Genomic DNA, 25741 nt, shown 5'->3' on the forward strand with positions numbered 1-25741 from the left:
CTGACAAAGCCTAGATCGCGAGATCGCCGACCGCCCGAAGAAACTCGGGCCAGGAGGTACGGCGACGACCGCCGAGTGCCTGCTGAAGGCTGAGCTGGAGGGTCTTCTTCAGCGGATGCGGTGAGTCCGCGATCGCTTCGTTGCGCAAGGCGAGCCGGCACACCTCAACGGCACGCGGGGTGCGGTCGCTCTTCACACCGTTACAGGTGGCATGGGCGGGAGCCAGGTTCCACAGCGCGTCGAGATCGGGACCCGCCCAGCCCCCCACGCTGCGCTGGCGCTCCATCAACGAGAACGGGAAGACATGGTCGACCGCCACCGCCTCGCCCGGCACGACGACACCGTCACAGATGAGACAGCGGCCATGCTGGAAGCCGATGAGCGCGTCCGCGACACCGGCGACGGAACGGCGGCGCTTCTTGTCGGTGAGCCTGAGCGAGTCCCAGTCGACCGCGACGCCTTCCTCGATGAGGCTGCGCCCCACACCCGCGGCGAACGAGCTTTCGACGATGCTCCAGCGCGCTTCGAGTTCGGCGCGCAGTCCCGCGCCCTGCTCGGACCGCGCGACAGTGAGTGTGTCGTGGGTGAGGCGCACGACACGCTCCCTGGGGCCACCCGTCAACTCGAAGAAGAGGTGGGGCACCTGAGAACCCCCGCGCAGATTGTGGAACTTCCGCATGACCATGGCCGGCATCGATCTCACCGCGGCCGCCAACAACCGGTCCGTCGGCTGCCCGGCGGCCAGCGTCTGCGCGCGCTCTTTCCTGGCGATCGCCAGGAAGTCCGAGTCTCCCAGAGCGACGCCCTCAGGAGCCTGGGGAGCGTCCTCGATACGCCGCGCCAACTCCCACGCGTACGGGGTCGCGAACTCGGCGAGTGGGATCTCCCTCTGCCCGCGACCGGCCACGTCAAGCAACGCGGCACCGAGTGCGAACTTATACGTCCGGGAGTTCGAGCCCATCAGTACGGCCAGCCGCCAGGATGCCCGCGCCGAGGCGTCCCGCTGGTAGAAGAAACCACTAGTGGTCATGCCCGCCCGCTCCGCAGCGCCAGAGAACTCCACCCGACCGACTCACGGCCGAGCCGGTCCGTTTCCTCCTCGACGACCCGGAGCACCGTGAGCCCCGCGTCCAATCCGTGACCGGCGACCTCCTCCGGAGGGATGTCGAACATGCGCCGGTCCGTGGGGGGTTCGCCCCGTCGCAACGTGATCACCAGAATGCCGCCCGGGGCCAACAGCCCGGCCAGGCGACGCATCGCGACCGGCCGCTCGTCCGGCAGGAGATGCATCCACACCGCGGACAGGAGAACGAGGTCGTACGGCCCCTCGACACCGCGCAGTTCGGGAAGCGCGCTCTCCCGCCAGGTCACCATGGTGTCGGGATGCAGCCGCGCGGCCACCTGACGCAGCTCGGCCACCGGCTCCACCGCGTCGACCGAGAACCCGCGCTCGGCCAGCGCCGCCGCGTCACGCCCCGTACCCGCACCGACATCCAGCGCACGCGCGGGCGCGGCGGGCAACAGATCCAGCAGTGCCGCATGCACCGCCTCGAACGTGACGCTCTCGTAGCGCTGCCCGAGCCGCTCCGCCGACTCGGAGTAGTAGCCCTGGACCGCTACGTGTGAACTTCGCTCCATGCCGCAACCGTACGACGTGGGACTGACAGTGGTACTGGATCCCCCGTGCCGACGGGCCCTGCGACTCGTCCGACCGGACTCGGGGAGACGATGCGTTGCCGGGCGGCGCGGGCAACGCCGTGGGTGGCCACCCAGCACCATGTTCTGACCTGCGTCATGCGTGGGGGGTCATGTGTGGGGGGGACAGCGTCTTCATGGTGACGTAGCTGGTGACGGTGGCTACGCCGGGCAGGCCGGCCAGCTGGTTGGCGTGGAGGTTCTCGTACGCGGGCAGGTCGGCCACCTCGATCTGGAGCAGGTAGTCGAAGTTGCCGGTGATGTGGTGGCAGGCGACCACCTCGGCAAGCCGCGTGACCTCGCGCTCGAACGCGACGACGTCGCGGCGGGTGTGCCGCATCAGTCGGACGCCGGCGAACACCCGCAGCCCTCGCCCGACCGCGGCGGGGTCGATCACCGCGCGGTAGCCGCGGATGACCCCGGCGTCCTCAAGCTGACGCACCCGCCGCAGGCAGGGGGACGGAGACAGTCCGACCTGGGCGGCGAGCTCGGCGTTGCTGATACGGCCGTTCTTTTCGAGCACGGCCAGGATCGACCGGTCCACTTCATCCATAGGGGCAGGATATTGCTCCTGAAGCTCCGCTAGCACAATTCAATGCCTGTAGCGGGCGCAATCTACTGCCAAAGTTGCCGGGATTTGGTCATACGGGGCTGCTGGCGAGCCAGGCTTGATGACGTACCTCGACGGCCCACGGAAGGACAGCCATGCCGGGCAACAGCACCATCACCGTCCACGCCGATCGCGACGTCCACCCCAGCCGCGCCGTGGCGCCGCCCATCTACCAGACGGCGACATTCTCGGCCGAGGACGCGGAGACGTTCGCGCGCACAGCTGTCGACCCGCGCGGCAAGGACTTCTACACCCGCTTCGGCAACCCGAACCACGCACAGGCCGCCGCCGTCATCGCCGACCTGGAGGGCACCGAGGCCGCGCTGGTCACCGCCTCCGGGATGGCCGCGATCACCACCGCCGTACTGACCCTGGTGTCCGCCGGTGACCACGTCATCGGGCAGAAGTCCACCTACGGCGGCACGGCCTCGGTGCTGCGGAACCTGCTGCCGCGGCTGGGGGTGTCGACCACCCTCGTGGACCAGACCGATCCCGAGGCGTTCGCCAAGGCGCTGACGCCCAAGACCCGTCTGATCCTGGTGGAGACCCCGAGCAATCCGCTGTTGCGGATCACCGACCTGCGGGCCGTCGCGGACCTGGCCCGTGCGCGGGGAGCGCTGACCTTGGCGGACAACACCTTCGCCACGCCCCTGAACCAGCGTCCCGCGGACTTCGGCGTCGATCTGGTCATGCACAGCGCGACCAAGTACCTCAACGGCCACTCCGACGTCTCCGCCGGCGCGCTCGCCGGGCCCGCGGAGATCCTGGACCGCGTCTGGGACACCAGCCTGCTCACCGGCGCCACGCTCGGCCCGATCGACGCCTGGCTGCTGCTGCGCGGTATACGCACCCTGCCGCTGCGGATGCCGCGCCACAACGAGAACGGCCTCGCGCTCGCGCGGGCGCTGAGCGGGCATCCGGCCGTGGCGAGGGTGCACTACCCGGGCCTTGTGTCCCACCCGCAACACACGCTGGCCCTCGACCAGATGAGCGGTTTCGGCGGGGTGCTCGGCGTCGAGTTCGCCGACGGTTTCGAGAGGGCCGACGCCTTCCTCGGCCGACTGCGCTACCCCCGACGGTCGGCGAGCCTCGGCGGCGTGGAGTCGCTCGCCGTGCACCCGGCGTCGATGTGGCGCGGCATGCTCAGCGAGGAGCAGATCGCCGAAGCCGTTCCGCCGGGCCTGGTCCGCCTGGCCGCGGGCACGGAAGACACGTCCGACCTGGTCGCGGATGTGCTCGCGGCGGCCGACGCGGCGAGTACCTGAGCGGCCGATTCAACTGCCGGCCCTGCCCTCGACGACACCGGGTGACGCTCAGGGGCCGCCGGCTTCCGCCAACTGGAACATGTACCGGAACATTTATCTGAAGGAGCTCGCCATGAGGACTCTGCTCACCGGGGGCACCGTGGTCAGCATGGACCCGGCGGTCGGCGATCTCGACCGTGGTGACGTGCTGGTCGAGGACGGCGTGATCGTCGAGGTGGCCGAGCGCATTGACGCTCCGGACGCCGAGGTGATCGACGCGAGCGACCGGATCGTCATGCCCGGCTTCGTCGACAACCACCGCCACACCTGGCAGACCGCGTTCCGCGGCATCGGCGCGGACTGGACGTTCGGCGAATGGGCAGCGGCCATGCACGGCAAGGTCAAACCCCACTACACGCCCGAGGACGTCTATGTGGCGACGCTGGTCGGCCGTCTGGAGGCGCTGCACTCCGGCATCACCACGATGCTGGACTGGTACCACGTCGCCCAGGGCCCCGAGCACGAGGACGCCGCCGTCGCCGCGCTCCAAGACGCCCCGGCGCGCTCCGTCTTCTGCCTCGGCGCCGGATGGGCCGCTCCCCACTCCGTCGACGACGACATCCGCCGCGTCCGCTCCGAACTGCCCGGCGACGGGCTGGTCACCATGGCCTGGGGGCTGCGCGGCGCCGACGACACCGGCATGGACACCCTGGGCCGGGAACTGGAGCTGGCCTCCGAACTCGGCCTGCGCACCAGCCTGCACACCGGGTCCGACGGCACTCAGCGCCCGATCGCCGACATGCACAAGCACGGTCTGCTGCGCGACACCACCACCTTCGTCCACGGCAACGGGCTGAGCGATGAGGAACTGCGCATGCTCGCCGACGCGGGCAGCTCGATCTCCATCAGCCCGGACGTCGAGTTGAAGATGGGCTTCGGTGCTCCCATGACCGGCCGGGCACTGGCGGCAGGGCTGCGCCCGACGCTGTCCATCGACGTTGTCCCCTCGGTGGCCGGAGACATGTTCTCGGCGATGCGTGCCGCCTTCGCCGCGCAGCGCGGCCTGGACGGCGGCCTGCGCTCGCGCGACCTGCTCGCGTTCGCCACCGTCGACGCCGCCGCCTCCTGTGGGCTCGAAGCCCGTACGGGCAGCGTCACGCCCGGCAAGGACGCCGACATCATCCTGCTGCGCACCGACGACCTGACCGTGTTCCCGGTGACCGACCCCGTCGGCACCGTGGTCTCCGCCGGCCACGCAGGTCTGGTCGACACCGTCCTCGTCGCCGGCCGCGTCGTCAAGCGCGACGGCGCGCTGGTGGACGTGGACGTGGAGACGCTGAGGGCCCGCCTGCTCGAATCCCGCCACCGCGTCGCGAGGGCGGCCGGGGTCCCGCTCGATGGCACCTGGCGCCCGCGGCCCGCGGCCAAGTAGCCGCACCGAGCACGGCCAGGCGGCCCGCACGACCGCGTGTTCCGGGTGTGGCCGGCACACGGGCCGGCTCGCGTGCGCGGGCCGGCCCGCGCCGATCCTCGACCGAGTCGTCCCCAGCACCGTCAAGGCCGTGACGGAAAGGACCTCCGACCTGTGTTTCTACTGGTCAGAGGCCCAAAAGGCAGACGAGTCGGGCTGTACGCCGGATTTTGTCACCGGGCGGCCTCGCGGCCGTCCGGGAGACGGCCATCCATCTAGGACCGGCGTTGCCGCCGGTCTCGTGCGGTCTACCCGCGGACTCGGGCGGGCAGCCCTCGATCGTCCGCGCAGGAGCACCGGGGTGCTCCCTCTTGACCTTGCTCCGGGTGGGGTTTACCTAGCTGCCCAGGTCACCCTGGGCACTGGTGGTCTCTTACACCACCGTTTCACCCTTACCGGGGCCCGTACGGATACGGCCCCCGGCGGTTTGTTTTCTGTGGCACTGTCCCGCGGGTCACCCCGGGTGGCCGTTAGCCACCACCCTGCCCTGTGGAGTCCGGACGTTCCTCGGCAAGATCGAAGATCTTGACGCGGCCGTCCGCCCGGCTCGTCTGCCGTGTCGGCCATGGTACCCGGCGTGAGCGGGGCGGAACGCATCGGCGCCGGTGGGGGCCGGGAGCGGGACGGCGGGTGGGGTTGACCTTGTCGCTACGTCAGGGTTTCTACTGGGTCCATGCGGATCGCTGAGATCGCCGCTCTCGTCGGGGTCACCACGCGGGCGGTACGCCACTACCACCACCTTGGCCTGCTGCCCGAACCCGCCAGGCGGGCCAATGGCTACCGTGACTACTCGGTACGGGACGCCGTCCTGCTGGCCCGGATCAGGCGGCTGACCGAGCTGGGGCTCGCCCTGGACGAGGTGCGGGACGTGATCGCCGACGACGCCGGGCGGGAACTCACCGAGGTGCTGGGGGAGTTGGACGCCGATCTGGCGCGGCAGGAGGCCGAGATCCGGGCCCGCCGCGGCAGGCTCGCCGAGCTGATGGCGAACCCACCGTCCACCGAAGGGCCGGTCTCCCCCGCGCTGGCGCGACTGCTGAGCACCGCCCCGGCGGTCGACTCGCCCATGGGCGCCAAGGACCGGGAATTGCTGATCCTGTTCGACACCGCCGCGGGCCACGAGGAGTTCTACGAGGCGCTGCGACCGCTCGCGGAGAGCCCGGATCTCCTCGGTCTCTACCGGCGGCTGGACGAACTCGCCGACGCGGCGCCCGGCGATCCCCGGATCGCGCCCCTCGCCGACGCCCTCGTCGCCTCCGTCCCGGACGAGGTGCTGGCTCTGATCTCCAAGGCACAGGGGCTGCCGCCGGCCGCCGGGTTCGGGGAAGCCCTGCTGGACGAGCTCACCCCCGCCCAGGGGGAGGTCGCCCGTCTGGTCATGGCGGCGCTGGCCCGGAAAGTGGCGCAAGGACAAGGGGGATCACCGTGAAATGGGTCGTACCCGGCCGCCGGGACGCGGTCGTCTCGGCGGTCCGTACCGCCGTACCCGAGCCCGTACGACGGCTGCTGGCGCACGAGATGCGGGGCCTGAGCAGCCTCGGGCGCTGGGTCGCCCGCCGTACGCACGGGGTACGGGAGGGCGATCACGCCGCGCCGTACACCGGCCCGCAGACGGCGATGGTGTACGGGCTGCTCTTCGTCGCCGTCGTCGAGACGGTGGCGCTGGCGGTGCTGATCCCCTGGCCGGTGGTGCATCTGATCATGCTGGTGGTGGACGTCTATACGCTGCTGGCGGTGCTCGCGCTGCACGCGGGCTGTGTGACACGGCCCCATGTGGCGGGCGCGGACGGATCGTTGAGGATCCGCTACGGCTCGCTCTTCGGCTTCTCCGTCGAGGCGGCACAGATCGCCTCCGTACATGTCGACCGGCGCTACCCGCCGAGCGGCGGGCTGATCACCTTCGACCCGGCGAACGGCGGGGTCCTCGATCTCGCGGTGGGCGGCCAGACGACCGTACGGGTGGAGCTGACCGAGCCCGTCCTGTTCGTACGGCCCCTCGGTCGGCGCGAGCGGGCCCGGGTGGTGCGTTTTCACGCGGACGGGCCCGCCGAGTTGGTCAAGGCGCTCACCCAGGCACTCACGCGGGCTCGAACAGCACCTTCGCCGACCCCGGAAAGGACCCCGGATAGCGTCCCGGATCCGACCGGGTGAGCCGTGCCCGCAGCCGCTCCCCCAGCGGGAGCGGCACCCCGCCGCTCTCGATCGGGGCGATCACGGCGGGGTCCTCCAGATGGATCACGCCGACGGACGGATCACGCTTCCTGACATCGATCACGTATCCGTGGAAGATCTCCCCGACCCTGTCCCCGAGCAGTGCCGCCGCCACGAGGCCGACGCACTCGCGCTCCACGGCACTGGCCCGTTCCGCCCCCTCGGCCATCTCCTTCGGCAGCCCGTCCAGGGCTTCGAGCACCCACCGCGGCGGGTCCTGGCCCGCCACCGCGCTCAGACAGATCTCGCCCGCGTACCGGTCGACGAGCCGCCGCAGCGGGGCCGTGCAGTGGGTGTACGGGGCGGCGACCGCCGCGTGGACGGCGGGCCGCGGGGTACGGCCGCCGGTGAACGCGGCGTAGCCCCCGCCGCGCAGCAGGTCCGTGCACTCCTGGAGGAAGGCGGCGTGGCGCGCGTCGCGGGGGTCGAGGGAACGGACGATGTCGGCGTACGCGACATGGTGCGGCCAGTCGATGCCCAGTGCCTTGGCCGAGCGGCGGAGCCGGCCGACCGCGCCGTCCGGGGCGCCGGGCGGCGCACGGAGGATGCCGGTGCCGGCCGTCAGCATCAGCTGAGCCGCGGCCATGCCGGTGAGCAGGGAGATCTGGGCGCTCCAGCCCTCGACGGGGAGCGGGGCGTGGTAAGCGACCTCGTACGAGGGTTTTGACCCGCGGGACCGCGCGTCCTCGGACCGGCCGCCGTCGGACCTGCCGCCGCCGGGATCCGGTCGGTGCTCCACGATCTCCAGTTCGGGGACGGGGAGGGAGATGCCGCCGCGTTCCCGTTCCAGCCGTTCGCGCAGCAGCCCGATCTCCTTCAACAGGGCGAGGGACTCCGGGGCCGTCCCCTCGTCGATCTCCCGCTGCGCGCCCGCGTGGTCGAGCCGTGCCCTGCTCCGTACGAGCGTTCTGCGGACCTCGGCCGAGACGGTCCGGCCCTCCGCGTCCAGATCGAGCTGCCAGAGCAGGGCGGGCCTGGTCCGGTCGGGCCGCAGACTGGCCGCGACCTCGGAGAGCACCGGCGGGAACAGCGGCACACCGCCGTCGGGGAAGTAGAGAGTCTGTACGCGACGATGGGCCTCGGCGTCGAGCGCGCCGCCCGGGGTGACGAACGCGGCGACATCGGCGATCGCGTAATGGACCCGGAAGCCGCCGCCCGCGCGCCGGGCCAGCCACATCGCCCGGTCGAGGTCGGCGGCGACGGGCGCGGCGATGGTGAACAGCTCGACAGCGGTGTCGTCGCGCTCCGGCGCCCAGCCGTCGTCCGGCGGCCGCGGGGTCCGTACGATCCGGTCCGTCTCGGCGCGGACGGCGGGCGGGAAGGTCCCGGGCACATCGAGCACCGTACGCAGCACGCCCAGAGCTGCCCGCAGCGGACCCTCGGCCGCGGCGGTCGTGTGCAGATGACGGCGGGGCATGAATCGAGCGTATGGCGGACGGAAGCGGGGGGCGCGTTGAGCGCGGGGGGGCATGTTGAGCGCGGGGTGGCATGTTGAGCGCGGGGCACGGGGCGCGTTGAGCAGGCCCTAGGCTGGCGCGGGGACCACGTCCCCTGTGTCCCGTAGGTCTTCCGAGGAGAACCACCGTGCTCGTGCTGTTGCCGCCGTCGGAAGGAAAGGCCGCTTCCGGGCGTGGCGCTCCGCTGAGGCCGGAGTCCCTCTCCCTGCCGGGGCTGACCGCGGCCAGGGCCGCCGTGCTGGACGAACTCGTCGAGCTGTGCGCCGCCGACGAGGAGAAGGCGCGTCAGGTGCTCGGTCTCAGCGAGGGGCTGCGTGGCGAGATCGCGAAGAACGTGGAGCTGCGTACGGCGGGTACGCGCCCGGCCGGGGAGATCTACACCGGTGTGCTGTACGACGCGCTGGATCTGGCCACGCTCGACACCGCCGCGCGGCGGCGGGCCGCGAAGACCCTGCTGGTCTTCTCCGGGCTGTGGGGCGCGGTGCGGATGGGCGACCGCATCCCCTCGTACCGCTGCTCGATGGGGGTCAGGCTGCCGGGGCTCGGCGCGCTGGGCGCGTACTGGCGCGGGCCGATGGAGTCCGTCCTGCCGGAGGTGGCGGGCGGCGGAACCGTGCTCGATCTGCGTTCGTCGGCGTATTCCGCCGCGTGGCGCCCGAAGGGTGAGCTGGCGGGGCGTACGGCGACGGTACGGGTGCTGCACGCGCGGATCGATCCCGCGACCGGGGCGGAGGAGCGATCCGTGGTCAGCCATTTCAACAAGGCCACGAAGGGGCGGCTGGTGCGCGATCTGCTGATCGCGGGCGCCCGGCCGAAGGGACCCGCCGAACTGGTCCGGACGCTGCGGGAGTTGGGGTACGTGGTGGAGGCGACCGCACCGGAGAGGGCGGGGCGTACGTGGGCGTTGGATGTGGTGGTCACGGAGATCCACTGAGCCCCGCGCCGCTGCCGCACCCCGCCACCCCCGCTGCCGCGCCCCGCCACCCGCGACGCATTGCATTGCACCCTGCGCAACGGTCATTGCGCAGAATGGCGTGCGCGCGGCAGGATGTCGCCATGACCTCCGCGCCCGTGGCTTCCGTGCTCGACCTCGCCCCCGTCATCCCCGTCGTCGTCCTCGACGATGCCGCCGACGCCGTACCCCTCGCCCGCGCCCTCGTCGCGGGCGGGCTGCCCGCGATCGAGGTGACGCTGCGGACGCCAGCCGCGATGGCGGCGATCCGCGCGATCGCGGCCGAGGTGCCGGACGCGGTGGTCGGCGCGGGCACGGTCATCACAGCCGCCGCCGTGGCGGACTCGGTGCGGGCGGGCGCGCGCTTCCTCGTCAGCCCGGGGTGGACGGACACACTGCTGACCGCGATGCGGGATTCGGGCGTACCGTTCCTGCCCGGGGTGTCGACCGCCTCGGAGGTCGTGGCGCTGCTGGAGCGCGGGGTGACGGAGATGAAGTTCTTCCCGGCGGAGGCCGCGGGCGGCACGGCCTATCTCAAGTCCCTGGCCGGTCCGCTGCCGGGGGCCAGGTTCTGTCCCACGGGCGGCATCACGGCGGAGAAGGCACCGTCGTATCTCGCCCTGCCGAACGTCGGCTGCGTCGGCGGTACATGGATGCTCCCGGCGGACGCGCTGGCGGCCAAGGACTGGGGCCGGGTCGAGTCGCTGGCCCGCGAGGCGTCGACCCCGCGCGAGCCGGGCCGCTCCTGAGTCCCCGCGCCGCCGGACCGCAGGACCACCTCGCGCCGCCGGACCACCTCGCGCCGCCGGACCGCCGACGCCGCGCGACCACCGGCCCGCGGCGCGCGCACGTCAGCGCAGATGCGAGGTGTCGTTGAGGAGCCGCACCGACGCGTTGCCATCCGCGTAGTACGCCACCGCCGACAGCGAGGCCGCCGACAGCTCCATCCGGAACAGGGACTCCGGCGGTGCGCCGAGAGCCAGCCGTACCAGGATCTTCACCGGGGTGACATGCGTGACCACCAGTACCGTTCTGCCCCGGTAGCGCTCCAGCAGTTGGTCGCGTACGGTCGCGACGCGCCCGCCCACGGCCGTGAAGCTCTCGCCACCGCCGGTGGGCGCGACATCGGGTGAGGCGAGCCAGGCGCTGAGATCGTCGGCGTACCGCTCCCGCACCTCCGCGAACGTCAGCCCCTCCCAGGCGCCGAAGTCCGTCTCGCGCAGGCCCTCTTCGACGGTGACGTCCAGGCCGAGCCGGGACGCCACGGCCGCCGCCGTCTCACGGCAGCGCCTGAGCGGTGAGGAGACGATCTCCTGGATGGTGCCGCGCGCGGCCAGCGACGCGGCGACGGCCTCGGCCTGTCGGTGGCCGGCCGCCGACAACTCCGGGTCGCTGCCGCCACTGCCGGAGAAGCGCTTCTCCGGGGTGAGCGCGGTCTCGCCGTGCCGGAGCAGTACGAAGGTGACGGGGGCGCCGAGGTCGGCCGAGGCTCCCCAGCCCACGGAGCCGGAAGAGCCCACGGAGCCGGAAGGCCGGGACGCCGAGGACGCCGCCTCCGCCCGCTCCGCCTGTGCCGTCCCCTCCGCCTGTGCCGCACGTTCCGTCTGTGCCGCACGCGCCACGGCCTCGCTCGCTTCGGCCTCCGTCATCGCCGCGCGCGCCGCGCTCGCGTCGAGCGCCGCCGTGGACGCCGACGGATCCCACTGCCCACCGTTCTTACCCGCGTCCATCGCCTCGTTGGCCAGCCGGTCCGCGTGCTTGTTCCGCTCGCGCGGGATCCACTCGAAGGTGACCTGTCCTGCGGGGAAGATCCGCGCCGCCTCGGCGGCCAGCGGCTTCATGTCCGGGTGCTTGATCTGCCAGCGCCCCGACATCTGCTCGACGACCAGCTTGGAGTCCATCCGGACCCTGATCTCGGCGGCCGGGTCCAGCGCCCTGGCGGCGGTCAGGCCCGCGATCAGCCCCTTGTACTCGGCGACGTTGTTGGTGGCGACACCGATGTACTCGGCCGCCTCGGCGAGCGGTTCGCCGGTCCGGCCGTCGAGGACGACCGCGCCGTACCCGGCGGGCCCCGGGTTGCCCCGGGAGCCGCCGTCCGCCTCGACGATGAACTGCCGCATCACAGACCCGAGTCGGCGGTACGCACCAGAATGCGGCGGCAGTTCTCGCACCGGAGCACGGCGTCGGCGGGGGCCGCCTTGACCTCGTTGACCTCGGTGATGTTCAGCTCCAGCCGGCAGCCCTCGCAGCGGCGCCGGAACAGCCGCGCCGCGCCCACCCCGCCCTGCTGGACGCGCAGCTTCTCGTACAGCTTGAGCAGGTCGGCCGGTACGGAGGCGGCGACGACCTCGCGCTCCTTGGTGACGGTCGCGGCCTCACGGTCGAACTCCGCGACGGCGGCGTCACGGCGCGCCGCGGCGTCGTCGCTCTTGGCCTGGACGGAGGAGACACGTTCCGTCAGCTCGGCGACCCGCTCCTGCGCGGACTCACGACGCTCCATGACTTCGAGGACGACATCCTCCAGATCGCCCTGCCGCTTGGCGAGCGAGACGATCTCGCGCTGAAGGTTCTCCAGGTCCTTGGGCGAGGTGACCGCGCCGGAGTCCAGCCGCTGCTGGTCGCGCACGGCGCGCTGGCGCACCTGGTCGACGTCCTGCTCCGCCTTGGTCTGCTCGCGGGCGGTGTCGCTCTCCTCGGTCGTCGAGGCGACGAGCAGGTCGCGCAGCTGGGCGAGGTCCTTGGCGAGCGACTCGATCTCGGCGTGCTCGGGCAGCGCGGTGCGCTTGTGGCTGAGCTGCGACAGTCGTACGTCGAGGGCCTGGACGTCGAGGAGTCGGATCTGGTCGGCGGGCGCGGCGTTCAGTTGGGGGCTCCTGAGAAGTCGGAGGAGTGATGGGCTGACCAGGGGTCGGTGACCGTCTTCGAGACATGGACCCGCAGGTCCCAGCCGTGGCGGTCGGAAATCTCGTCGAGCTGGGCGGCGGCCTGCTCGCACCAGGGCCATTCGGTGGCCCAGTGCGCGGCGTCGATCAGCCCGAGGGCGCTGTGCTGGGTGGCCTCGGAGGCCGGGTGGTGGCGCAGGTCGGCGGTGAGGAACGCGTCCACACCCGCCGCCCTGACCTGGTCGAAGAGGCCGTCGCCCGAGCCGCCGCTGACGGCGACCGTACGGACCGGCGCGTCCGGGTCGCCCGCGATCCGGACGCCCTGGGCGGTGCCGGGCAGCCGGTGCGCGACGCGTGCGGCGAGGTCGCGGAGGGTCGCGGGGTGGTCCAGCTCGCAGATCCTGCCGAGGCCGCGCCGTCCGGCGGGGTCCGTGGGATCGGGTACGAGGGGCCGTACGACCCGCAGGTCCAGCGCGCCGGCGAGGGCGTCGGAGACACCGGGGTCGGCGGTGTCGGCGTTGGTGTGCGCGACATGCAGCGCGATGTCGTGCTTGATGAGCGTGTGCACGACGCGCCCCTTGAACGTGCTGGCCGCGACCGTCGTCGTACCGCGCAGATAGAGCGGGTGGTGGGTGACGATCAGCTCGGCGCCGAGCCGGACCGCCTCGTCGGCGATCTCCTGGACGGGGTCGACCGCGAACAGGACCCGGGTGACCGTGGCGCCCGGATCACCGCAGACGGTGCCGACGGCGTCCCACTGCTCCGCCCGCTCGGGCGGCCAGAGGGCGTCGAGCGCGGCGAGGACGTCCGCCAGACGGGGCGCGCGGGGCGCGTCGGCGGGGACGGCTGAGGGGACAGGGGGCACGGTGCAAAGGCTACCTGTCCTCGCTGTCGCGCCCACCATGCCTGTGGACAACGCCGGGCGGGACCGGGCGGGGGCCGGGCGGGACCGGGCGGGGACGTTCCCGCCCGGTGCGCGCACCGGTCACCCCGTCTGCGCCCGCTACTTGACGAGGTAGCCGCGCAGGTCGTCGAGGACCAGGTCCGCCGCCGTCACGCCGAGGCCCAGGTACCAGGTCTCGTCCTTGACGTCCTTCGCCTGCCCCGCCTTGACCGCCTTCAGGTTCTTCCACAGCGGGTTGGAGCGCGCGGTGTCCCGCTGGGTCTTCTTCGGGTCGCCGTACACCCCCGTGAAGATCCAGTCCGCGTCCGCGTCGTCGATCTTCTCCGGGCTGATCTCCACGGCCAGATCGTTGATCTGCTGGTTCTTCGGCCGCGGCACGCCGATGTCGTCGAGGATCGTGCCGATGAACGACGCCTTCGCGTACAGCCGCAGCCGGTCCGGCATGTAGCGCACCATCGAGACGGTCGGCTTGTCGGGGCCGATATCCGTGCCCAGGGCGGCCGCCTTCTTGTCGTACGCGGCGAGTTCGGCCTTCGCCTCCGCGGTACGGTCCAGCGCCTGGGCGTTGAGGAGGTAGTTCTCCTTCCAGGTGAAGCCGGGGCGGATGGCGAAGACCGTCGGGGCGATCGCCGTGAGCGCCTGGTACTTGTCGGCCGCGCGCAGCTGGCTGCCGAGGATGAGGTCGGGCTTGAGCCCGGCGATCGCCTCCAGGTTGAGGTTGTTGATCGTGCCGACGCTCTTGGGGGTGCCCGCGCCCTTCCGCAGATAGCTGGGGATGCCCTCGTCGCCCTCGGTCGGCGCGTACCCGACGGGCTTCATACCGAGGGAGACGACGTTGTCGAACTCGCCGACGTCCAGCACGACGACCCGCTCGGGGCGCTTCTTCAGCTCCGTCGTCCCCATGGCGTGGGTGATCGTGCGCGGGAACTGGCCCGGCTCGGCGTCGGTCCCGTAGGCGGCGGTCTTCTTGGCCGCGTCGGCGAAGTCCTTGCCGCCCGTGGCGACGGCGGCCTTCTTGTCGCCCCCGTCCGACGCGGCGGAGCCGGTGTCGGAGGGGTCGCCGCTGCCGCAGGCCGCGAGGGAGAGCGCGGCGGCGAGAGCGACGGCGGCGGCTGTGCCACGGCGTCTTATGGACATCTTGATGCTCCTGGGAGGCGGTGCTCGTTGAGGTACGGGCGGGATCGGGCAGGTCTGGTGAGGCGTTGGCACGACGTTGGTAAGGCGTGCCTTACTTTAAGCGGCGCCGTCTCGGCCAGCACACCCGCCCCCGCGCTTTCAGGGGAATCGCGCGATGGCCACCCTTATGTGTGAAGTGCCGGGTCTCGTGTTGTTCGGCTGGAAGTACGAAAACTAGCTTCGTCGCCGGAGGTGACAGACCGATGACGGCCTGTGCTATCGAGACGGCTACGGGGAACGAGAGCGGAACGGACGGAGCGGACGGGGCGGACGGAACGGGGCCGAACGGCCCGGGCGGACCAGGCGGCCCAGGCCGCCCGGACCGTCCGAACGGAGGGGGCGGTCCGGGCGGCCCGCGCCGGGCGGTACGGCACCCGGGGTTCGCGATCACGGCGGACGGCGCCTACGCGGCTCGGCTGACGCTCGGCGCGCCCGGCCAGGGCGGACCGGCCGCTCGGGGCGACGCGTGGTTCCCGGAGCGGTGGACGCTCGACGGACCCGAGCCCTACGCCGTGCCTCTCCCCCTCGACCAGCCCGAGGAGCCCGACACCGACGTGCTGCCGCTGGCCGACGGCAGGGTTCTCATCCGTCGGCTGGTCGCGGACCGGCACGACTTCTCGCTGCTCTACCCCACCGGCCCCGGCACCGGCCAGCTGCCCGTGGGCGCGGTGAGCCGTACGGACGAGCTCACCGAGCTGACGCTGCTGCCGCCGTCGCCGGACGGCGGCCGCGCGTACGCCCTGTCGGCCGGCCCGCGCACCACCACGGTCTGGCTGGTGACGGGTGGCGCGTTCGGCCCCGAGCCGGTCGCCGAGGTGCCCGGCCGCTGCTCGGGCGGTGTCTGGCTGGACCGTACGGGCCGGATACTGGCCCTCGACCGGGAGGCCGACGGCGTGGTGAAGGCCGTCGCCGTCGATCTGGGGCGGGGCGGCGAGGTGACACCGCTGCTCCAGATCACCGAGGAGAGCAACGACCGGCTGCTGCTGGCGGACGCCGACAGCGGACTGCTGCTGATCCGCTCGGACGCGCCGGGACACGACCGGCTGGGGTGGGGCGTCCTGGGAAGTCCCCGGCCGGTGCGGTTCCCCGAGTGCCTGCGGTTGCCGGACTGCGCGGTGACACCGTTCGCCGTACAGCCGGGGCAGATGCTGATGCCGGAGAGCTGCGCGGTGGCGCTGCGCATCGACGGCGCGGCGGGCAGCTGGCTCGGGGTATGGCGACCGGCGGGCCGGCGGCTGCATCAACGCCGGGCTCCCGAGGGGTGGCTGGCCGGATCCGGCGTGTGGACCAGGGACGCCGTGCTGCGACTGCCGTACGCCACGAGGGCGGTGCCTTGCGGAGTGGCGCTCCTCGACGCCCCCGCCGATGTGCCGCTCCACGTCCCTGGCGGCTCTCGGGCCCCGGACCGGGACCCGGCCGCGAGCCCGTCCCCCGGCCCTGAAGCCGAACCCGAACCGATCACAGAACCGGCACAAGCGGAATCGCCGGACGAGGAACCGTCCAACGGCCCCCGTACTCCTGTGATGTGCAGGCCGGTGCCGCTCCAGCAGGCTCCCCTCACCGGCCGTGTGGCACCTGGATAGACTTCCGGCCGGGGGCTTCGCGGCCGTACCGACCGATGTGTCGGTGACCGTGATGCGGACGCGTGACCGTCACGCCGCGTGGCGGTACGGGGCGGCCGGAGCCTTCGCGCCACCACAAGATGCGATCACGACGGGGTGACTTCCCACATGTCTGAAGCCCGAACCGACACGACCCAGGATCGCCCGCGGGGAGCGGCGGCCACCGACCGGGACGACAACGGCGGTATCGGAACGCACGGAAAGCACCGGGGAGGTGCGGCATCGACGGAGGACTCGGTGTCCCCCGCCCACGGCCGTCACCGCCGCCCGGAGGAGAGCGGCTACGCCGCCTGACGAATCGGACGCCTCGTAGGGTCCGAACACGTCCGCACACATGAGGAGAGGCCGCCACGGCACGTCCGTGGCGGCCTCTCGACGTCCGTGGCGGCCTCTCGCCATGAGACGGCGAAGCGGCGAGGCCGTTATGTGCTCGAAGAGCGTACGAGCGCGATGGGCCTCGGCGGAGCCGGGGGGCGTACGCCTCATTCCTGACGGAGCGTCAGAGGAGTGGCGAAGAGTACCGGCGTCCTCTTCCGATGCCGTTCGCGTCGCGTTCGCCGGAATATCGCGGCCGACTGAAAGGTTGCACACTGCATCCACCTGCCCTCGCGCACCCTCAGCTGCCCTTACTTCCTGCCCGGAGGACGCACGTATGCCACAGACGACGACCGATCAGCACGCCGGGGAGCTCCCGGATCCGTCGACGCGCGAGGCCGGCGGGATCGTTCCCGTCCTCGCCTTCGCGGGCATCACCGTCGCGGTGATGCAGACCCTGCTCGTTCCCGTCATCAAGGACCTGCCCGTCCTGCTCCGCACGTCGCCCTCCGACGCCACGTGGGTGATGACCGCGACCCTGCTCGCCGGCGCCGTCTCCACCCCGATCATGGGGCGGCTCGGTGATCTCTTCGGCAAGCGGCGGATGCTGCTCGCCAGCCTCGCCGTCATGGTGGTCGGCTCGCTGATCTGCGGATTCACCGACGACCTGGTCATCATGATCGTCGGCAGAGCGCTCCAGGGCTTCGCGATGGGCGCGATACCCCTCGGCATCGGCATCATGCGCGACGAGCTGCCGCGCGAGAGGCTCGGCTCGGCGATGGCGCTGATGAGCTCGTCCATCGGGGTCGGCGGCGGGCTCGCGCTGCCCGCCGCGGCCCTGGTCGCCCAGAACGCCGACTGGCACGCGCTGTTCTTCGGCGCGGCCGGGCTCGGCGTGGTGTCGATACTGCTGACCGTCCGGTACGTACCGGAGTCCTCGGTACGGGCCCATGGCACCTTCGACTGGCTCGGCGCGATCGGGCTGTCCGCCGGACTCGTCGCGCTCCTGCTGCCGATCACCAAGGGCAGCGACTGGGGCTGGGGTTCACCGACCACGCTCGGGCTGTTCGGCCTGGCGGTGGCCATCCTGCTGCTGTGGGGGGTGATGGAGTTGCGCTCCGCCGCCCCGCTGGTCGATCTGCGCACCACCGCCCGGCGTGAGGTACTGCTCACCAACCTCGCCTCGATCATGGTCGGTGTCGCCTTCTACGCGATCTCGCTCGTCCTCCCCCAGCTGCTCCAGTTGCCCGCCGCGACCGGTTATGGCCTGGGTCAGTCGATGGTGGTGGCGGGTCTGTGTGTGGCGCCGCTCGGTCTGACGATGATGTTCACCGCGCCCGTCTACGCCCGGATCTCCGCCCGGCGCGGCCCCAAGGTCTCCCTGATGCTCGGCCTGCTGATCATCGGGATCGGGTACGGCGCGGGCCTCGGCCTGATGAACGCGGCCTGGCAGACCATCGTCATCTCGGTCGTCGTGGGGGCCGGTATCGGACTCGCGTACTCCTCGCTCCCCGCCCTGATCATCGGCGCCGTCGATCCGTCGGAGACCGGCGCGGCCAACGGTCTGAACACCCTGATGCGCTCCATCGGTACCTCGGTGTCGAGCGCGGTGATCGGCATGGTGCTGGCGCACACCTCGATCCGGACGGGCGGTGTGGCGGTCCCCAGCATGGACGGATTCCGTATCTCGTTCCTCATCGCCACGGGCGCGGTGATCGGCGGCCTGGTGCTGGCCGCGTTCCTGCCGTCGCAGCGCTCCGCGCCGGGGCGGAAGTCGCCGGCGGGCGAGGCCGAGGAGAGCCCGCGGCCGACGCTGGTCGCCGGGTCCGGCGGGTTCCGCGGGCGGGTCGTGGACCCGGACGGTACGCCGATCGCGCGGGCGAACGTCACGCTGATCGACCCCCGGGGCCGACAGGCGGGCCGCACCACCGCCGACGAGGACGGCCACTACGCGCTGCTGCCGCCGTCCGGCGGGGCGTACGTACTGGCCGGGACGGCCACGGGCCACACGCCGACCGCGCTCCCCGTGGAGTACCCCGGCGGCGGCGTGCCGGTCGATGTGGATCTGGTCCTCGCGCAGGGCGCGCGGGAGCGCCGTACCACCGTCGCCTCCTGACCCGCCCTCACCCCCGGCGGCCGCCGGGCCGGGGGTGTACGGCAGCATGGGCGGCCCCGCCCCGTACCAGCACGAGGAGAGCCGATGCCCCCGGCACCCGCGCCGAAGATCCTCGCCGCCTTCGAGGCCGCCAAGGGGTTCATGCCCGTCCATGAGGGGCTCGCCCTGTACGCGGCGGCCACCGAGGCGGGCGCGCTCGGGCTCCCGCTCCTGGAGATCGGGACGTACTGCGGGCGCTCCACCCTCCTGCTGGCCGCCGCCGCCCGCGCGGCCGGTACGGTCGCCGTCACCGTGGACCACCATCGCGGCAGCGAGGAGCAGCAGGCCGGCTGGGAGTACCACGACCCGTCCCTGGTCGATCCGGGCAGCGGGCTGATGGACACGCTCCCGGCCTTCCGCCGCACGCTCCTGGCGGCGGGTCTGGAGGACTCGGTGATCGCGGTCGTGGGCCGTTCACCACGGGTCGCGGAGATCTGGGGCCGCCCGCTCGGCCTCGTCTTCATCGACGGCGGCCATACCGACGAGCACGCCAACGGTGACTACGAGGGCTGGGTCCCGCATCTCGCCGAGGGCGGGCTGCTCGTCATCCACGACGTGTTCCCCGACCCGGCGGCCGGCGGCCAGGCCCCGTACCGCGTCTACCTCCGCGCCCTGGCCTCCGGCGCCTTCACCGAGGTGTCGGTGACCGACTCGCTGCGCGTCCTGCGCCGTACGGCGGCGGGCGGCTGACCGCCACGCCCGGCGCGTGTCGGCGAAGTCCCGTGTCTCGCGCCGCGCCCCGATCGCCCGACGGTCTACCATCGCGACGGTGTCGTACGACGAGAGTCAGCAGCCCGCCCGCGGCCGTTCCGGCCGAAGCAAACTCACCGTCGCGGTCGCCGCACTGGTGTCGACCGCCGCGGCCGGATGGCTCGTCTGGCAGGGGATGAGCGGCCCGGAGGGTCCGACGCCGGCGTCCGCCGCCGGTGTCGCCGCCTCCGCCGCCGCGGCCACCACGCCCCCCGCCGCCACCGCCCGGCCCCGCACCGGTGACGCACCGGACGACGATGTTCCCGGTGGCACCGTTCCGGCCGGACCGCTCGCCGGCAAGGTGGTGGTCATCGATCCCGGTCACAATCCACGCAATCGCGACCACACAACCGAGATCAACAAGCCGGTGGACATCGGAGCGACCAGCAAGGAATGTGACACCACCGGTACCTCCACCGAGGCCGGTTACCCCGAGGCCGAGTTCACCCTCGATGTCTCCCACCGCCTGCGCGATCTGCTCAGGGAAGAGGGTGCGACGGTCACGTTCACCCACGACGACGAACGCCCCTTCGGCCCGTGCGTCGATGAACGCGCCCGTATCGGGAACGAGGCGAAGGCCGACGCCGCGATCTCCGTCCACGCGGACGGGTCGGCTCCCGGCAATCGCGGATTCCATGTCATCCTCCCCGCCCTGGTCAAGGGCGGCGGCGCGGACACCACGGCCATCGTCGGCCCCTCGCGCGATCTCGGCGAACACATCGTGGGCGATTTCGTCCGGGAGACCGGCAGCGCCCCCGCCAACTATCTGGGCGAGGGCACCGGTCTCGACGTACGCGGGGACCTCGGCGGGCTGAATCTGTCGACCGTGCCCAAGGTCTTCATCGAATGCGGCAATATGCGCGATTCGTCGGATGCCGAACTGCTCACCGACGCGGAATGGCGGCAGAAGGCGGCGCAGGGGCTGGCGGACGGGATCCGCGGATTCCTGGAAAAGTGAGAAGAGCGTGAGAAGTGAGAACAGGAGGGGTGAGCGGGAGGGGCGAAGAGGTGGGATGAACGGGAGACGGGAGGGGTGAACTCCGCCCACGGACCCGCGTAACGGGCGTGTACCGGCCCCCGATACCCGGCAGACGGCCGGAACGGGGAGACGATACATTCATCCGTACCATAGGGAGCCGCCCCCGAGCTTCGCACCGTGTACCGCCACACCGGCGGCCGCGACGACCGCCCCGACTCAGCCGACAGACGAAGGACTTTCTCACGTGAACATCCGCTCCCTCACTAGAGGCGACGGCGTGGTGATCGGAGCAGCGGTGTTGCTCTTCATCGCCTCGTTCCTCAATTTCTACGAGTCCAGCTTCAGCACTGGCGTGAAGGCCTGGGACTTGCTGGGCGTCGTGATGAGCTTCCATCTGGCCGGAGTCATCGCCGCGGCACTGATCGTCACCGCCCGCGCGCTGCCCCAGCCGCGGAAGGTCGTGGGACTCGACCTCGGTCAGTTCGGTGTCGCCCTGTCGGTCTTCGCGGCCTGGACGGGCCTCTGGTACGTGCTCGGTGACGGCAGCGCGGGCGGCGGTCTGATCCTCGGCTTCATCGCCGCACTGGTCATGGCGGGCGCCGCGGTCGCCACGCCGATGGTCCCGGCCCTGAAGGCGGCCCTCCTCGGCGCCCCGAGGCCGCAGTCCCCGCAGCCGTACGGCGGACAGCCGGGCATCCCCGGCCAGGGGTACGGCTACCCGGCCGGCCAGCAGCCGTACGGTACGCAGGGCCAGCCGGGGCCGTACGGCGCCCCGGCGGGCCAGCCCGCCGCCGCGGCCCAGTCGAACGCGTCGCAGGGCGGCGCCGCTCCCGCCGGTGACTTCTCGCCCTTCTGGTTCGCCGTACCGGTGGCCCGCCCGCTGTTCGGGGAGGACGGCTCGCCGTCCCCCATCGCCGAGCTGGCCCCCGGCACCTGGTACCTCGCGGTCGAGCAGCGCGGTCCCGCTCTGGTGGCCCAGACGCAGGACGGCCGCCGCGGAGTCCTCCAGGACACGTCCGGCATACAGCGCGGCTGATCAGACGTCACAGCGCCACGGCGACGGCCCCCCACCGGAAGGCGGGGGGCCGTCGCCGTTTCGCCGGGCCACAGGTCGGCCGGGCTCGGGCCACAGGTCTGCCGGGCTCGGGCCATCGGTCAGCGGCCATCGGTCAGCGGTCAGCGGTCAGCGGTCAGCCGAACGAGGTGCGCTCCAGCCAGAAGTCCAGCAGCTTCGCGTCGCCGAGCACCTCCACCCGGTCACTGTCGGCGGGCAGCCGCCGATAGAGGACCAGCAGTACATCGGTCAGCGGTCCGCGCACCGCGACCGTCGCCTTCTCGTGCCCGCGCCGCCAGCCGAAGCCCTCTTCCCCGAACTCGACCAGCCACTCGGCGTCCACTCCCCCGTCGGTGTCCGTGGCATGGAAGTGCAGGGTGCGTCCGGATCCGCGCAGCTCGGCGGCCTCGGGATCCCCGGAGGCCGCGGCGAACCCCACCATCTGGAGCAGTTCGTCGACCGTGTCCGCCGCGATGTCCGGGGCCACCTCGAACGGGACCCCGGCGGCCAGCGCCGCGTCCGCCCGGTGGATCACGGTCTCGTGGGCCATCCGGCGCGCCCAGAAATCCGTGGTCCGCTCCCATGCCCAGGTCCAGACACCGGCGCCAGGCCCGGCCTCCCGCAGGGCGCCGGCCAGCCGCGCCGCCCCGTCCGCGAGCCACGCGTCGAGCGCCGCGGGATCATCGCCTGCGGGGCCCTCGACCTCCGGGACCTCGTCCTCGGGAATGTCCTGCTCCGCCCGGGTCCGTACGATCGCCTCGACCCAGCGGTGCGCGCCGCCCACATGGCGCGCGAGCTGTCCGAGCGTCCACTCCGGACAGCTCGGCACCGGCGCGGAGAGATCGGCGCCGGCGATCGCCGCCCTCAGCAGGTCGGTCTGTGCGGTGATCTCGTGGCCGTACCGGTCGTAGCCGAGAAGGGTCGTCATACGGCGCACCCTAAGCACCCGGCTCACGGGCGGCCAACGGGTTTCCGCCATGCCGGACCGGTGACACCGTTGGCATGGCCACACGACATCGCGGTGGAGGCGGCTCCGTGGCGACGGTCATCGTCGTCGTCGCGGACATCATGGGCAGCAGTCCGGCTCCAGGCCGAGCGGCAGCCGTTCCCCGCCGAACACGGCGGTGGTCGCCTCGTCCCCGCCCAGGGCGGCCACCGCCAGCAGCAGCGACCCCGCGGTCCAGGTGGTGAGCTCCTCCGGCCAGTAGGCCCGATGGCCCTCGAACACATACCCGGTCCAGTACATCCCGTCCTCGGCGCGCAGATGCTGGATGGACTGAAGGACCTCCAGTGCCCGGTCCGACTCCCCCATCACCCAGAGCGCCAGGGCGAGTTCACAGCTCTCACCGCCGGTCACCCAGGGGTTGGGCAGCACACAGCGCACGCCGAGGCCCGGTACGACGAAGCGGTCCCAGTGCGCGGCTATCCGCGCCGTGGCCCGCGCTCCCGTCACCGCGCCGCCGAGCACGGGGTAGTACCAGTCCATCGAGTAGTCGCTCTTGTCGAGGAACCGCTCGGGGTGGTCGCGTATCGCGTGCCGCAGCGCGCCGGTCGCCAACTCCCAGTCGGGCTGTGGCTCTTCGCGCTCCTCGGCGATCGCGAGCGCGCACCGCAGCGCCTGGTGCACGGACGAACACCCGGTCAGCAGGGCGTCGTTGACGGGCGTGCCGTCCGCCTCGCGCTTCCAGCCGATCTGGCCGCCGGGCTGCTGGAGCGCGAGGACGAACTCGATCGCCGCGTGGACGACGGGCCACATCCGGTCGAGGAACGCGTCATCGCCTGTGGCCAGGTAGTGGTGCCAGATACCGACCGCCACATAGGCGCAGAAGTTGGTCTCGCGGCCCCGGTCGCCCGGCCGCATGGCAGCCGTGTCGGCGTACGACGTGCTGTCGGCGTACGCGGCGTACCAGGACCCGTCCTCGTTCTGGTTCCTGGCCAGCCACTCGTACGCCCGGGCCGCGGCCTCGGGTTCGTCCGCCGCGTCCAGCGCCATGGCCGCCTCGGTGTGGTCCCAGGGGTCGAGATGGTGTCCGCGGAACCACGGGATCGCACCGTCCGGACGCTGCGCCGCCAGGATGCCCGCGACCGTCTCGGCGGCCTGCTCGGCGGTGAGGACCCCGGGCAGGACGAGATGTTCCGTGGCGTCGGGACCACGGCCGGCCAAGGTCACTTGGCGGCTGCCGCGGACGCGGCCGACAGCCGGGGCTTCGTCGCGTAGGCCACGAAACTCTTCCCCACGACGGGGTTGAGCAGCTGTTCGGTCAGCCGGGTCGCGAGGGGCTTCTTCATGATGTCCCAGACCAGCAGCTTGTGGTACGCGCGGACGGGCAGCGCCTTGTCGTTGTCGACGCCGAAGGCGCACTTGAGCCACCAGTACGGCGCGTGCAGCGCGTGCGCGTGGTGCGTGCCGTACGGCTTGAGCCCTGCCTCCCGCATCCTGCCGAGCAGTTCACCGGCTTTGTAGATACGGATATGGCCGCCCTCGACCTCGTGGTAGGCGTCCGAGAGCGCCCAGCACACCTTCTCCGGACCGTACCGGGGCACGGTCACCGCGATCCGTCCGCCGGGACGCAGTACCCGCACCATCTCCGCCAGGACGCCCTTGTCGTCCGGGATGTGCTCCATGACCTCGGAGACGATGACGACGTCGAACGACGCGTCGGGGAACGGCAGATTGAGCGCGTCGCCCTCCATCGCGGTGGCGGTGGCACCCCGCGGGGCCTCCCCCGCCTCCTTCATCGCGGCGAACCACTTGGCGACCTCGCGGATCTCCTCGCCGTTCCGGTCGAGGGCGACGACCTGGGCGCCGCGCCGGTAGCACTCGAAGGCGTGCCGGCCCGCGCCGCACCCCAGATCGAGCACACGGTCCCCCGCGGCGAGCGGGAAGCGGGTGAAGTCCACGGTCAGCACAGGGTCGTCCTGCTTTCGCGGTGGGAGGGGCGAGCGTTCGAGGGGCGGGCGGCCCGGGGTCCGGCTTTCGGGGAGCGGGCGATCGCCGCACGGTACAGCTCGGCCGTGCCCTGCGCGGCCCTGGCCCAGGTGAAGCGCTCCAGCACCCGCTCACGGCCCGCCGCGCCCAGCCTGGCGCGCAGTTCCGGGTCGTCGAGCAGCCGGCCGAGGGCGAGGGCCAACGCGCCCGCGTCGCCGGGTGGTACGGCCAGACAGGTCGTCCCGTCCACCCCCGCGACCTCGGGGATCGCGCCGCCGGTGGTGGCGACGAGCGGGGTTCCGGTGGCCATCGCCTCGGCGGCGGGCAGCGAGAACCCCTCGTACAGGGACGGCACGCACGCGATCCGCGCGCCGCGCACCAGATCGACCAGCTCGGCGTCGGAGACGCCCTTGACGAACTCGACGGCGCCTTCGAGCCCGTACCGTTCGATGGCTCCCGCGACGGGGCCGTCCTCGGCCCGTCTGCCGACCACGACCAGGTGGGCGTCGGGGTGTTCGGTGCGGAGCTTGGCGAGGGCCTCGACGAGATGGACGAGGCCCTTGAGGGGAACGTCCGCGCTGGAGGTGGTGACGATCCGCCCCGGGATCTCGGGCACGGCCGGATCCGGCGAGAACAGCTCCGTGTCCGCGCCGATGTGCACGACCTCGATACGGTCGGCCCGTACCCCGAGATGGTCGGTGATCTCCTGCTTGGAGGAGCCTGAGACGGTGAGCACCGAGGGCAGCCGTCGCGCGACGCGCTTCTGCATCCGGGTGAAGCCGTACCAGCGGCGTACGGAGGCACGTCGCCGCCAGTTCTCGGCCGCGTCCAGCTCCAGCCGCCGGTCGACGGTGATGGGGTGGTGGATGGTGGTGACCAGAGGGGCGCCGAGGTCGCCGAGGAGTCCGTATCCGAGTGTCTGATTGTCATGGACGACATCGAACTGCCCGGCGCGGGCCGCCAGATGGCGCCGGGCCCGGAGTGAGAACGTCAGTGGTTCCGGGAAGCCGCCGGTCCACATCGTGGCGACTTCGAGGCCGTCGATCCAGTCGCGGAACTCGTCGCGCCGGGGCGTACGGAACGGATCGGGCTGCCGGTAGAGATCCAGACTGGGCAGCTCGGCCAGTGGTATGCCCTCGTCGAGTACGGGGTAGGGCTGGGCGCCGATGACCTCGACGCGGTGCCCGAGACGGGCGAGTTCACGGGACAGGTGCCGGACGTAGACGCCCTGGCCGCCGCAGAACGGGTTTCCCTTGTAGCTGAGAAGGGCGATCCGCAGGGGCCCCGTTCCGGTGTCCGCCGCCATGGCCTCAGCGGTCACTCTCGGCCCCCTTC

24 protein-coding genes and 1 other RNA gene are annotated in these 25741 nt (G+C 72.0%); 12 read left to right on the top strand and 13 right to left on the bottom strand.

Annotated features, from left to right (window positions below; translation table 11 throughout):
• Positions 1–10 precede the first annotated feature (10 nt).
• The 3 genes from ABTZ59_RS00305 to ABTZ59_RS00315 form a co-directional block, all read right to left on the bottom strand.
• Complete coding sequence (locus tag ABTZ59_RS00305) at positions 11–1030, bottom strand: HNH endonuclease (RefSeq protein ID WP_351387040.1); 1020 nt, start codon at positions 1028–1030, stop codon at positions 11–13.
• Complete coding sequence (locus ABTZ59_RS00310) at positions 1027–1638, bottom strand: class I SAM-dependent methyltransferase (protein ID WP_351387043.1); 612 nt, start codon at positions 1636–1638, stop codon at positions 1027–1029. Before ABTZ59_RS00310 ends, ABTZ59_RS00305 begins: the two co-directional genes overlap by 4 nt.
• Positions 1639–1792: 154 nt before the next feature.
• Complete coding sequence (locus tag ABTZ59_RS00315) at positions 1793–2248, bottom strand: Lrp/AsnC family transcriptional regulator (RefSeq protein WP_351387048.1); 456 nt, start codon at positions 2246–2248, stop codon at positions 1793–1795.
• Between the two features lie 152 nt (positions 2249–2400).
• Here ABTZ59_RS00315 and ABTZ59_RS00320 point away from each other — a divergent pair, with 152 nt between their 5' ends.
• Both ABTZ59_RS00320 and ABTZ59_RS00325 read left to right on the top strand, forming a co-directional pair.
• The gene (locus ABTZ59_RS00320; RefSeq protein WP_351387053.1) at positions 2401–3570 is read left to right on the top strand and encodes a trans-sulfuration enzyme family protein; all 1170 of its coding nucleotides are present in this window, start codon (positions 2401–2403) and stop codon (positions 3568–3570) included.
• 112 nt (positions 3571–3682) lie between these two features.
• The gene (locus ABTZ59_RS00325; protein ID WP_351387061.1) at positions 3683–4981 is read left to right on the top strand and encodes an amidohydrolase family protein; all 1299 of its coding nucleotides are present in this window, start codon (positions 3683–3685) and stop codon (positions 4979–4981) included.
• Between the two features lie 182 nt (positions 4982–5163).
• On the opposite strand, the gene rnpB is transcribed toward ABTZ59_RS00325, so the two are convergent.
• An RNA gene (gene rnpB / locus ABTZ59_RS00330) (RNase P RNA component class A) lies at positions 5164–5570 on the bottom strand.
• Between the two features lie 123 nt (positions 5571–5693).
• On the opposite strand from rnpB, the gene ABTZ59_RS00335 reads away from it, so the two are divergent.
• Positions 5694–6449: a MerR family transcriptional regulator gene (locus tag ABTZ59_RS00335; RefSeq protein ID WP_351387067.1), complete on the top strand. Its 756-nt coding sequence runs from the start codon at positions 5694–5696 to the stop codon at positions 6447–6449.
• The gene (locus ABTZ59_RS00340; RefSeq protein WP_351387071.1) at positions 6446–7171 is read left to right on the top strand and encodes a hypothetical protein; all 726 of its coding nucleotides are present in this window, start codon (positions 6446–6448) and stop codon (positions 7169–7171) included. The genes ABTZ59_RS00335 and ABTZ59_RS00340 overlap by 4 nt, the downstream gene beginning before the upstream one ends.
• On the opposite strand, the gene ABTZ59_RS00345 is transcribed toward ABTZ59_RS00340, so the two are convergent.
• Positions 7098–8648 (bottom strand): RNB domain-containing ribonuclease, encoded by a 1551-nt coding sequence (locus tag ABTZ59_RS00345; RefSeq protein WP_351387073.1) that lies wholly within the window; start codon positions 8646–8648, stop codon positions 7098–7100. The two genes, ABTZ59_RS00340 and ABTZ59_RS00345, sit on opposite strands and share 74 nt — an antisense overlap.
• 167 nt (positions 8649–8815) lie before the next feature.
• Between ABTZ59_RS00345 and yaaA the strand changes: the two genes are divergently transcribed.
• Together yaaA and eda are read left to right on the top strand one after the other, a co-directional pair.
• Positions 8816–9622 carry a peroxide stress protein YaaA gene (yaaA, locus tag ABTZ59_RS00350; protein WP_351387077.1) on the top strand — a complete coding sequence of 269 codons (807 nt, stop codon included), beginning with the start codon at positions 8816–8818 and terminating at the stop codon, positions 9620–9622.
• A gap of 122 nt (positions 9623–9744) precedes the next feature.
• A complete protein-coding gene (eda, locus tag ABTZ59_RS00355) occupies positions 9745–10389 on the top strand; it encodes a bifunctional 4-hydroxy-2-oxoglutarate aldolase/2-dehydro-3-deoxy-phosphogluconate aldolase (protein WP_351387081.1) in 645 nt (214 codons plus the stop codon).
• Between the two features lie 102 nt (positions 10390–10491).
• On the opposite strand, the gene ABTZ59_RS00360 is transcribed toward eda, so the two are convergent.
• From ABTZ59_RS00360 to ABTZ59_RS00375, 4 genes are all read right to left on the bottom strand, one after another.
• Positions 10492–11760, bottom strand: a complete 1269-nt coding sequence (locus tag ABTZ59_RS00360; RefSeq protein WP_351387086.1) for a bifunctional RNase H/acid phosphatase — start codon at positions 11758–11760, stop codon at positions 10492–10494.
• A complete protein-coding gene (locus ABTZ59_RS00365; RefSeq protein ID WP_351388709.1) occupies positions 11760–12503 on the bottom strand; it encodes a zinc ribbon domain-containing protein in 744 nt (247 codons plus the stop codon). Before ABTZ59_RS00365 ends, ABTZ59_RS00360 begins: the two co-directional genes overlap by 1 nt.
• Positions 12500–13387, bottom strand: a complete 888-nt coding sequence (locus tag ABTZ59_RS00370; protein WP_351387094.1) for a Nif3-like dinuclear metal center hexameric protein — start codon at positions 13385–13387, stop codon at positions 12500–12502. Before ABTZ59_RS00370 ends, ABTZ59_RS00365 begins: the two co-directional genes overlap by 4 nt.
• Before the next feature lie 138 nt (positions 13388–13525).
• Entirely contained in the window at positions 13526–14563 is a 1038-nt protein-coding gene (locus ABTZ59_RS00375) for an ABC transporter substrate-binding protein (RefSeq protein ID WP_351387099.1), read from the bottom strand.
• Positions 14564–14805: 242 nt separating this feature from the next.
• Between ABTZ59_RS00375 and ABTZ59_RS00380 the strand changes: the two genes are divergently transcribed.
• The 6 genes from ABTZ59_RS00380 (at position 14806) to ABTZ59_RS00405 (ending at position 21459) form a co-directional block, all read left to right on the top strand.
• Positions 14806–16185: a hypothetical protein gene (locus ABTZ59_RS00380; protein WP_351387103.1), complete on the top strand. Its 1380-nt coding sequence runs from the start codon at positions 14806–14808 to the stop codon at positions 16183–16185.
• 147 nt (positions 16186–16332) lie between these two features.
• Entirely contained in the window at positions 16333–16518 is a 186-nt protein-coding gene (locus ABTZ59_RS00385) for a hypothetical protein (protein WP_351387106.1), read from the top strand.
• A gap of 358 nt (positions 16519–16876) precedes the next feature.
• Positions 16877–18655: an MFS transporter gene (locus ABTZ59_RS00390; RefSeq protein ID WP_503001644.1), complete on the top strand. Its 1779-nt coding sequence runs from the start codon at positions 16877–16879 to the stop codon at positions 18653–18655.
• An 84-nt stretch (positions 18656–18739) separates the two neighbouring features.
• The gene (locus ABTZ59_RS00395; protein ID WP_351387116.1) at positions 18740–19384 is read left to right on the top strand and encodes a class I SAM-dependent methyltransferase; all 645 of its coding nucleotides are present in this window, start codon (positions 18740–18742) and stop codon (positions 19382–19384) included.
• A gap of 79 nt (positions 19385–19463) precedes the next feature.
• Positions 19464–20402, top strand: a complete 939-nt coding sequence (locus tag ABTZ59_RS00400) for an N-acetylmuramoyl-L-alanine amidase (RefSeq protein WP_351387119.1) — start codon at positions 19464–19466, stop codon at positions 20400–20402.
• Between the two features lie 265 nt (positions 20403–20667).
• Positions 20668–21459, top strand: a complete 792-nt coding sequence (locus ABTZ59_RS00405) for a DUF5336 domain-containing protein (RefSeq protein ID WP_351387122.1) — start codon at positions 20668–20670, stop codon at positions 21457–21459.
• A gap of 154 nt (positions 21460–21613) precedes the next feature.
• On the opposite strand, the gene ABTZ59_RS00410 is transcribed toward ABTZ59_RS00405, so the two are convergent.
• The 4 genes from ABTZ59_RS00410 to ABTZ59_RS00425 all read right to left on the bottom strand — a co-directional run bounded on the left by ABTZ59_RS00410 (position 21614) and on the right by ABTZ59_RS00425 (position 25712).
• The gene (locus ABTZ59_RS00410; protein WP_351387125.1) at positions 21614–22405 is read right to left on the bottom strand and encodes a maleylpyruvate isomerase family mycothiol-dependent enzyme; all 792 of its coding nucleotides are present in this window, start codon (positions 22403–22405) and stop codon (positions 21614–21616) included.
• Positions 22406–22543: 138 nt separating this feature from the next.
• Complete coding sequence (locus ABTZ59_RS00415; protein WP_351387130.1) at positions 22544–23641, bottom strand: prenyltransferase; 1098 nt, start codon at positions 23639–23641, stop codon at positions 22544–22546.
• A gap of 2 nt (positions 23642–23643) precedes the next feature.
• Positions 23644–24387, bottom strand: coding sequence for a class I SAM-dependent methyltransferase (locus ABTZ59_RS00420; RefSeq protein WP_351387133.1), 744 nt, complete (start codon positions 24385–24387; stop codon positions 23644–23646).
• A complete protein-coding gene (locus ABTZ59_RS00425; RefSeq protein ID WP_351388713.1) occupies positions 24381–25712 on the bottom strand; it encodes a glycosyltransferase family 4 protein in 1332 nt (443 codons plus the stop codon). The genes ABTZ59_RS00420 and ABTZ59_RS00425 overlap by 7 nt, the downstream gene beginning before the upstream one ends.
• Positions 25713–25741 lie beyond the last annotated feature (29 nt).

The organism is Streptomyces sp. NPDC094034 (genome assembly GCF_040303865.1).
Lineage (GTDB): Bacteria > Actinomycetota > Actinomycetes > Streptomycetales > Streptomycetaceae > Streptomyces.

Excerpts from the sequence above, each read along its gene's own strand:
- ABTZ59_RS00305 (WP_351387040.1), bottom strand. The coding sequence starts at position 1,030 with ATGACCACTAGTGGTTTCTTCTACCAGCGGGACGCCTCGGCGCGGGCA.
- ABTZ59_RS00310 (WP_351387043.1), bottom strand. The coding sequence starts at position 1,638 with ATGGAGCGAAGTTCACACGTAGCGGTCCAGGGCTACTACTCCGAGTCG.
- ABTZ59_RS00315 (WP_351387048.1), bottom strand. The coding sequence starts at position 2,248 with ATGGATGAAGTGGACCGGTCGATCCTGGCCGTGCTCGAAAAGAACGGC.
- ABTZ59_RS00320 (WP_351387053.1), top strand. The coding sequence starts at position 2,401 with ATGCCGGGCAACAGCACCATCACCGTCCACGCCGATCGCGACGTCCAC.
- ABTZ59_RS00325 (WP_351387061.1), top strand. The coding sequence starts at position 3,683 with ATGAGGACTCTGCTCACCGGGGGCACCGTGGTCAGCATGGACCCGGCG.
- ABTZ59_RS00335 (WP_351387067.1), top strand. The coding sequence starts at position 5,694 with ATGCGGATCGCTGAGATCGCCGCTCTCGTCGGGGTCACCACGCGGGCG.
- ABTZ59_RS00345 (WP_351387073.1), bottom strand. The coding sequence starts at position 8,648 with ATGCCCCGCCGTCATCTGCACACGACCGCCGCGGCCGAGGGTCCGCTG.
- eda (WP_351387081.1), top strand. The coding sequence starts at position 9,745 with ATGACCTCCGCGCCCGTGGCTTCCGTGCTCGACCTCGCCCCCGTCATC.
- ABTZ59_RS00360 (WP_351387086.1), bottom strand. The coding sequence starts at position 11,760 with ATGCGGCAGTTCATCGTCGAGGCGGACGGCGGCTCCCGGGGCAACCCG.
- ABTZ59_RS00375 (WP_351387099.1), bottom strand. The coding sequence starts at position 14,563 with ATGTCCATAAGACGCCGTGGCACAGCCGCCGCCGTCGCTCTCGCCGCC.
- ABTZ59_RS00380 (WP_351387103.1), top strand. The coding sequence starts at position 14,806 with ATGACGGCCTGTGCTATCGAGACGGCTACGGGGAACGAGAGCGGAACG.
- ABTZ59_RS00385 (WP_351387106.1), top strand. The coding sequence starts at position 16,333 with ATGTCTGAAGCCCGAACCGACACGACCCAGGATCGCCCGCGGGGAGCG.
- ABTZ59_RS00390 (WP_503001644.1), top strand. The coding sequence starts at position 16,877 with ATGCCACAGACGACGACCGATCAGCACGCCGGGGAGCTCCCGGATCCG.
- ABTZ59_RS00395 (WP_351387116.1), top strand. The coding sequence starts at position 18,740 with ATGCCCCCGGCACCCGCGCCGAAGATCCTCGCCGCCTTCGAGGCCGCC.
- ABTZ59_RS00410 (WP_351387125.1), bottom strand. The coding sequence starts at position 22,405 with ATGACGACCCTTCTCGGCTACGACCGGTACGGCCACGAGATCACCGCA.
- ABTZ59_RS00425 (WP_351388713.1), bottom strand. The coding sequence starts at position 25,712 with ATGGCGGCGGACACCGGAACGGGGCCCCTGCGGATCGCCCTTCTCAGC.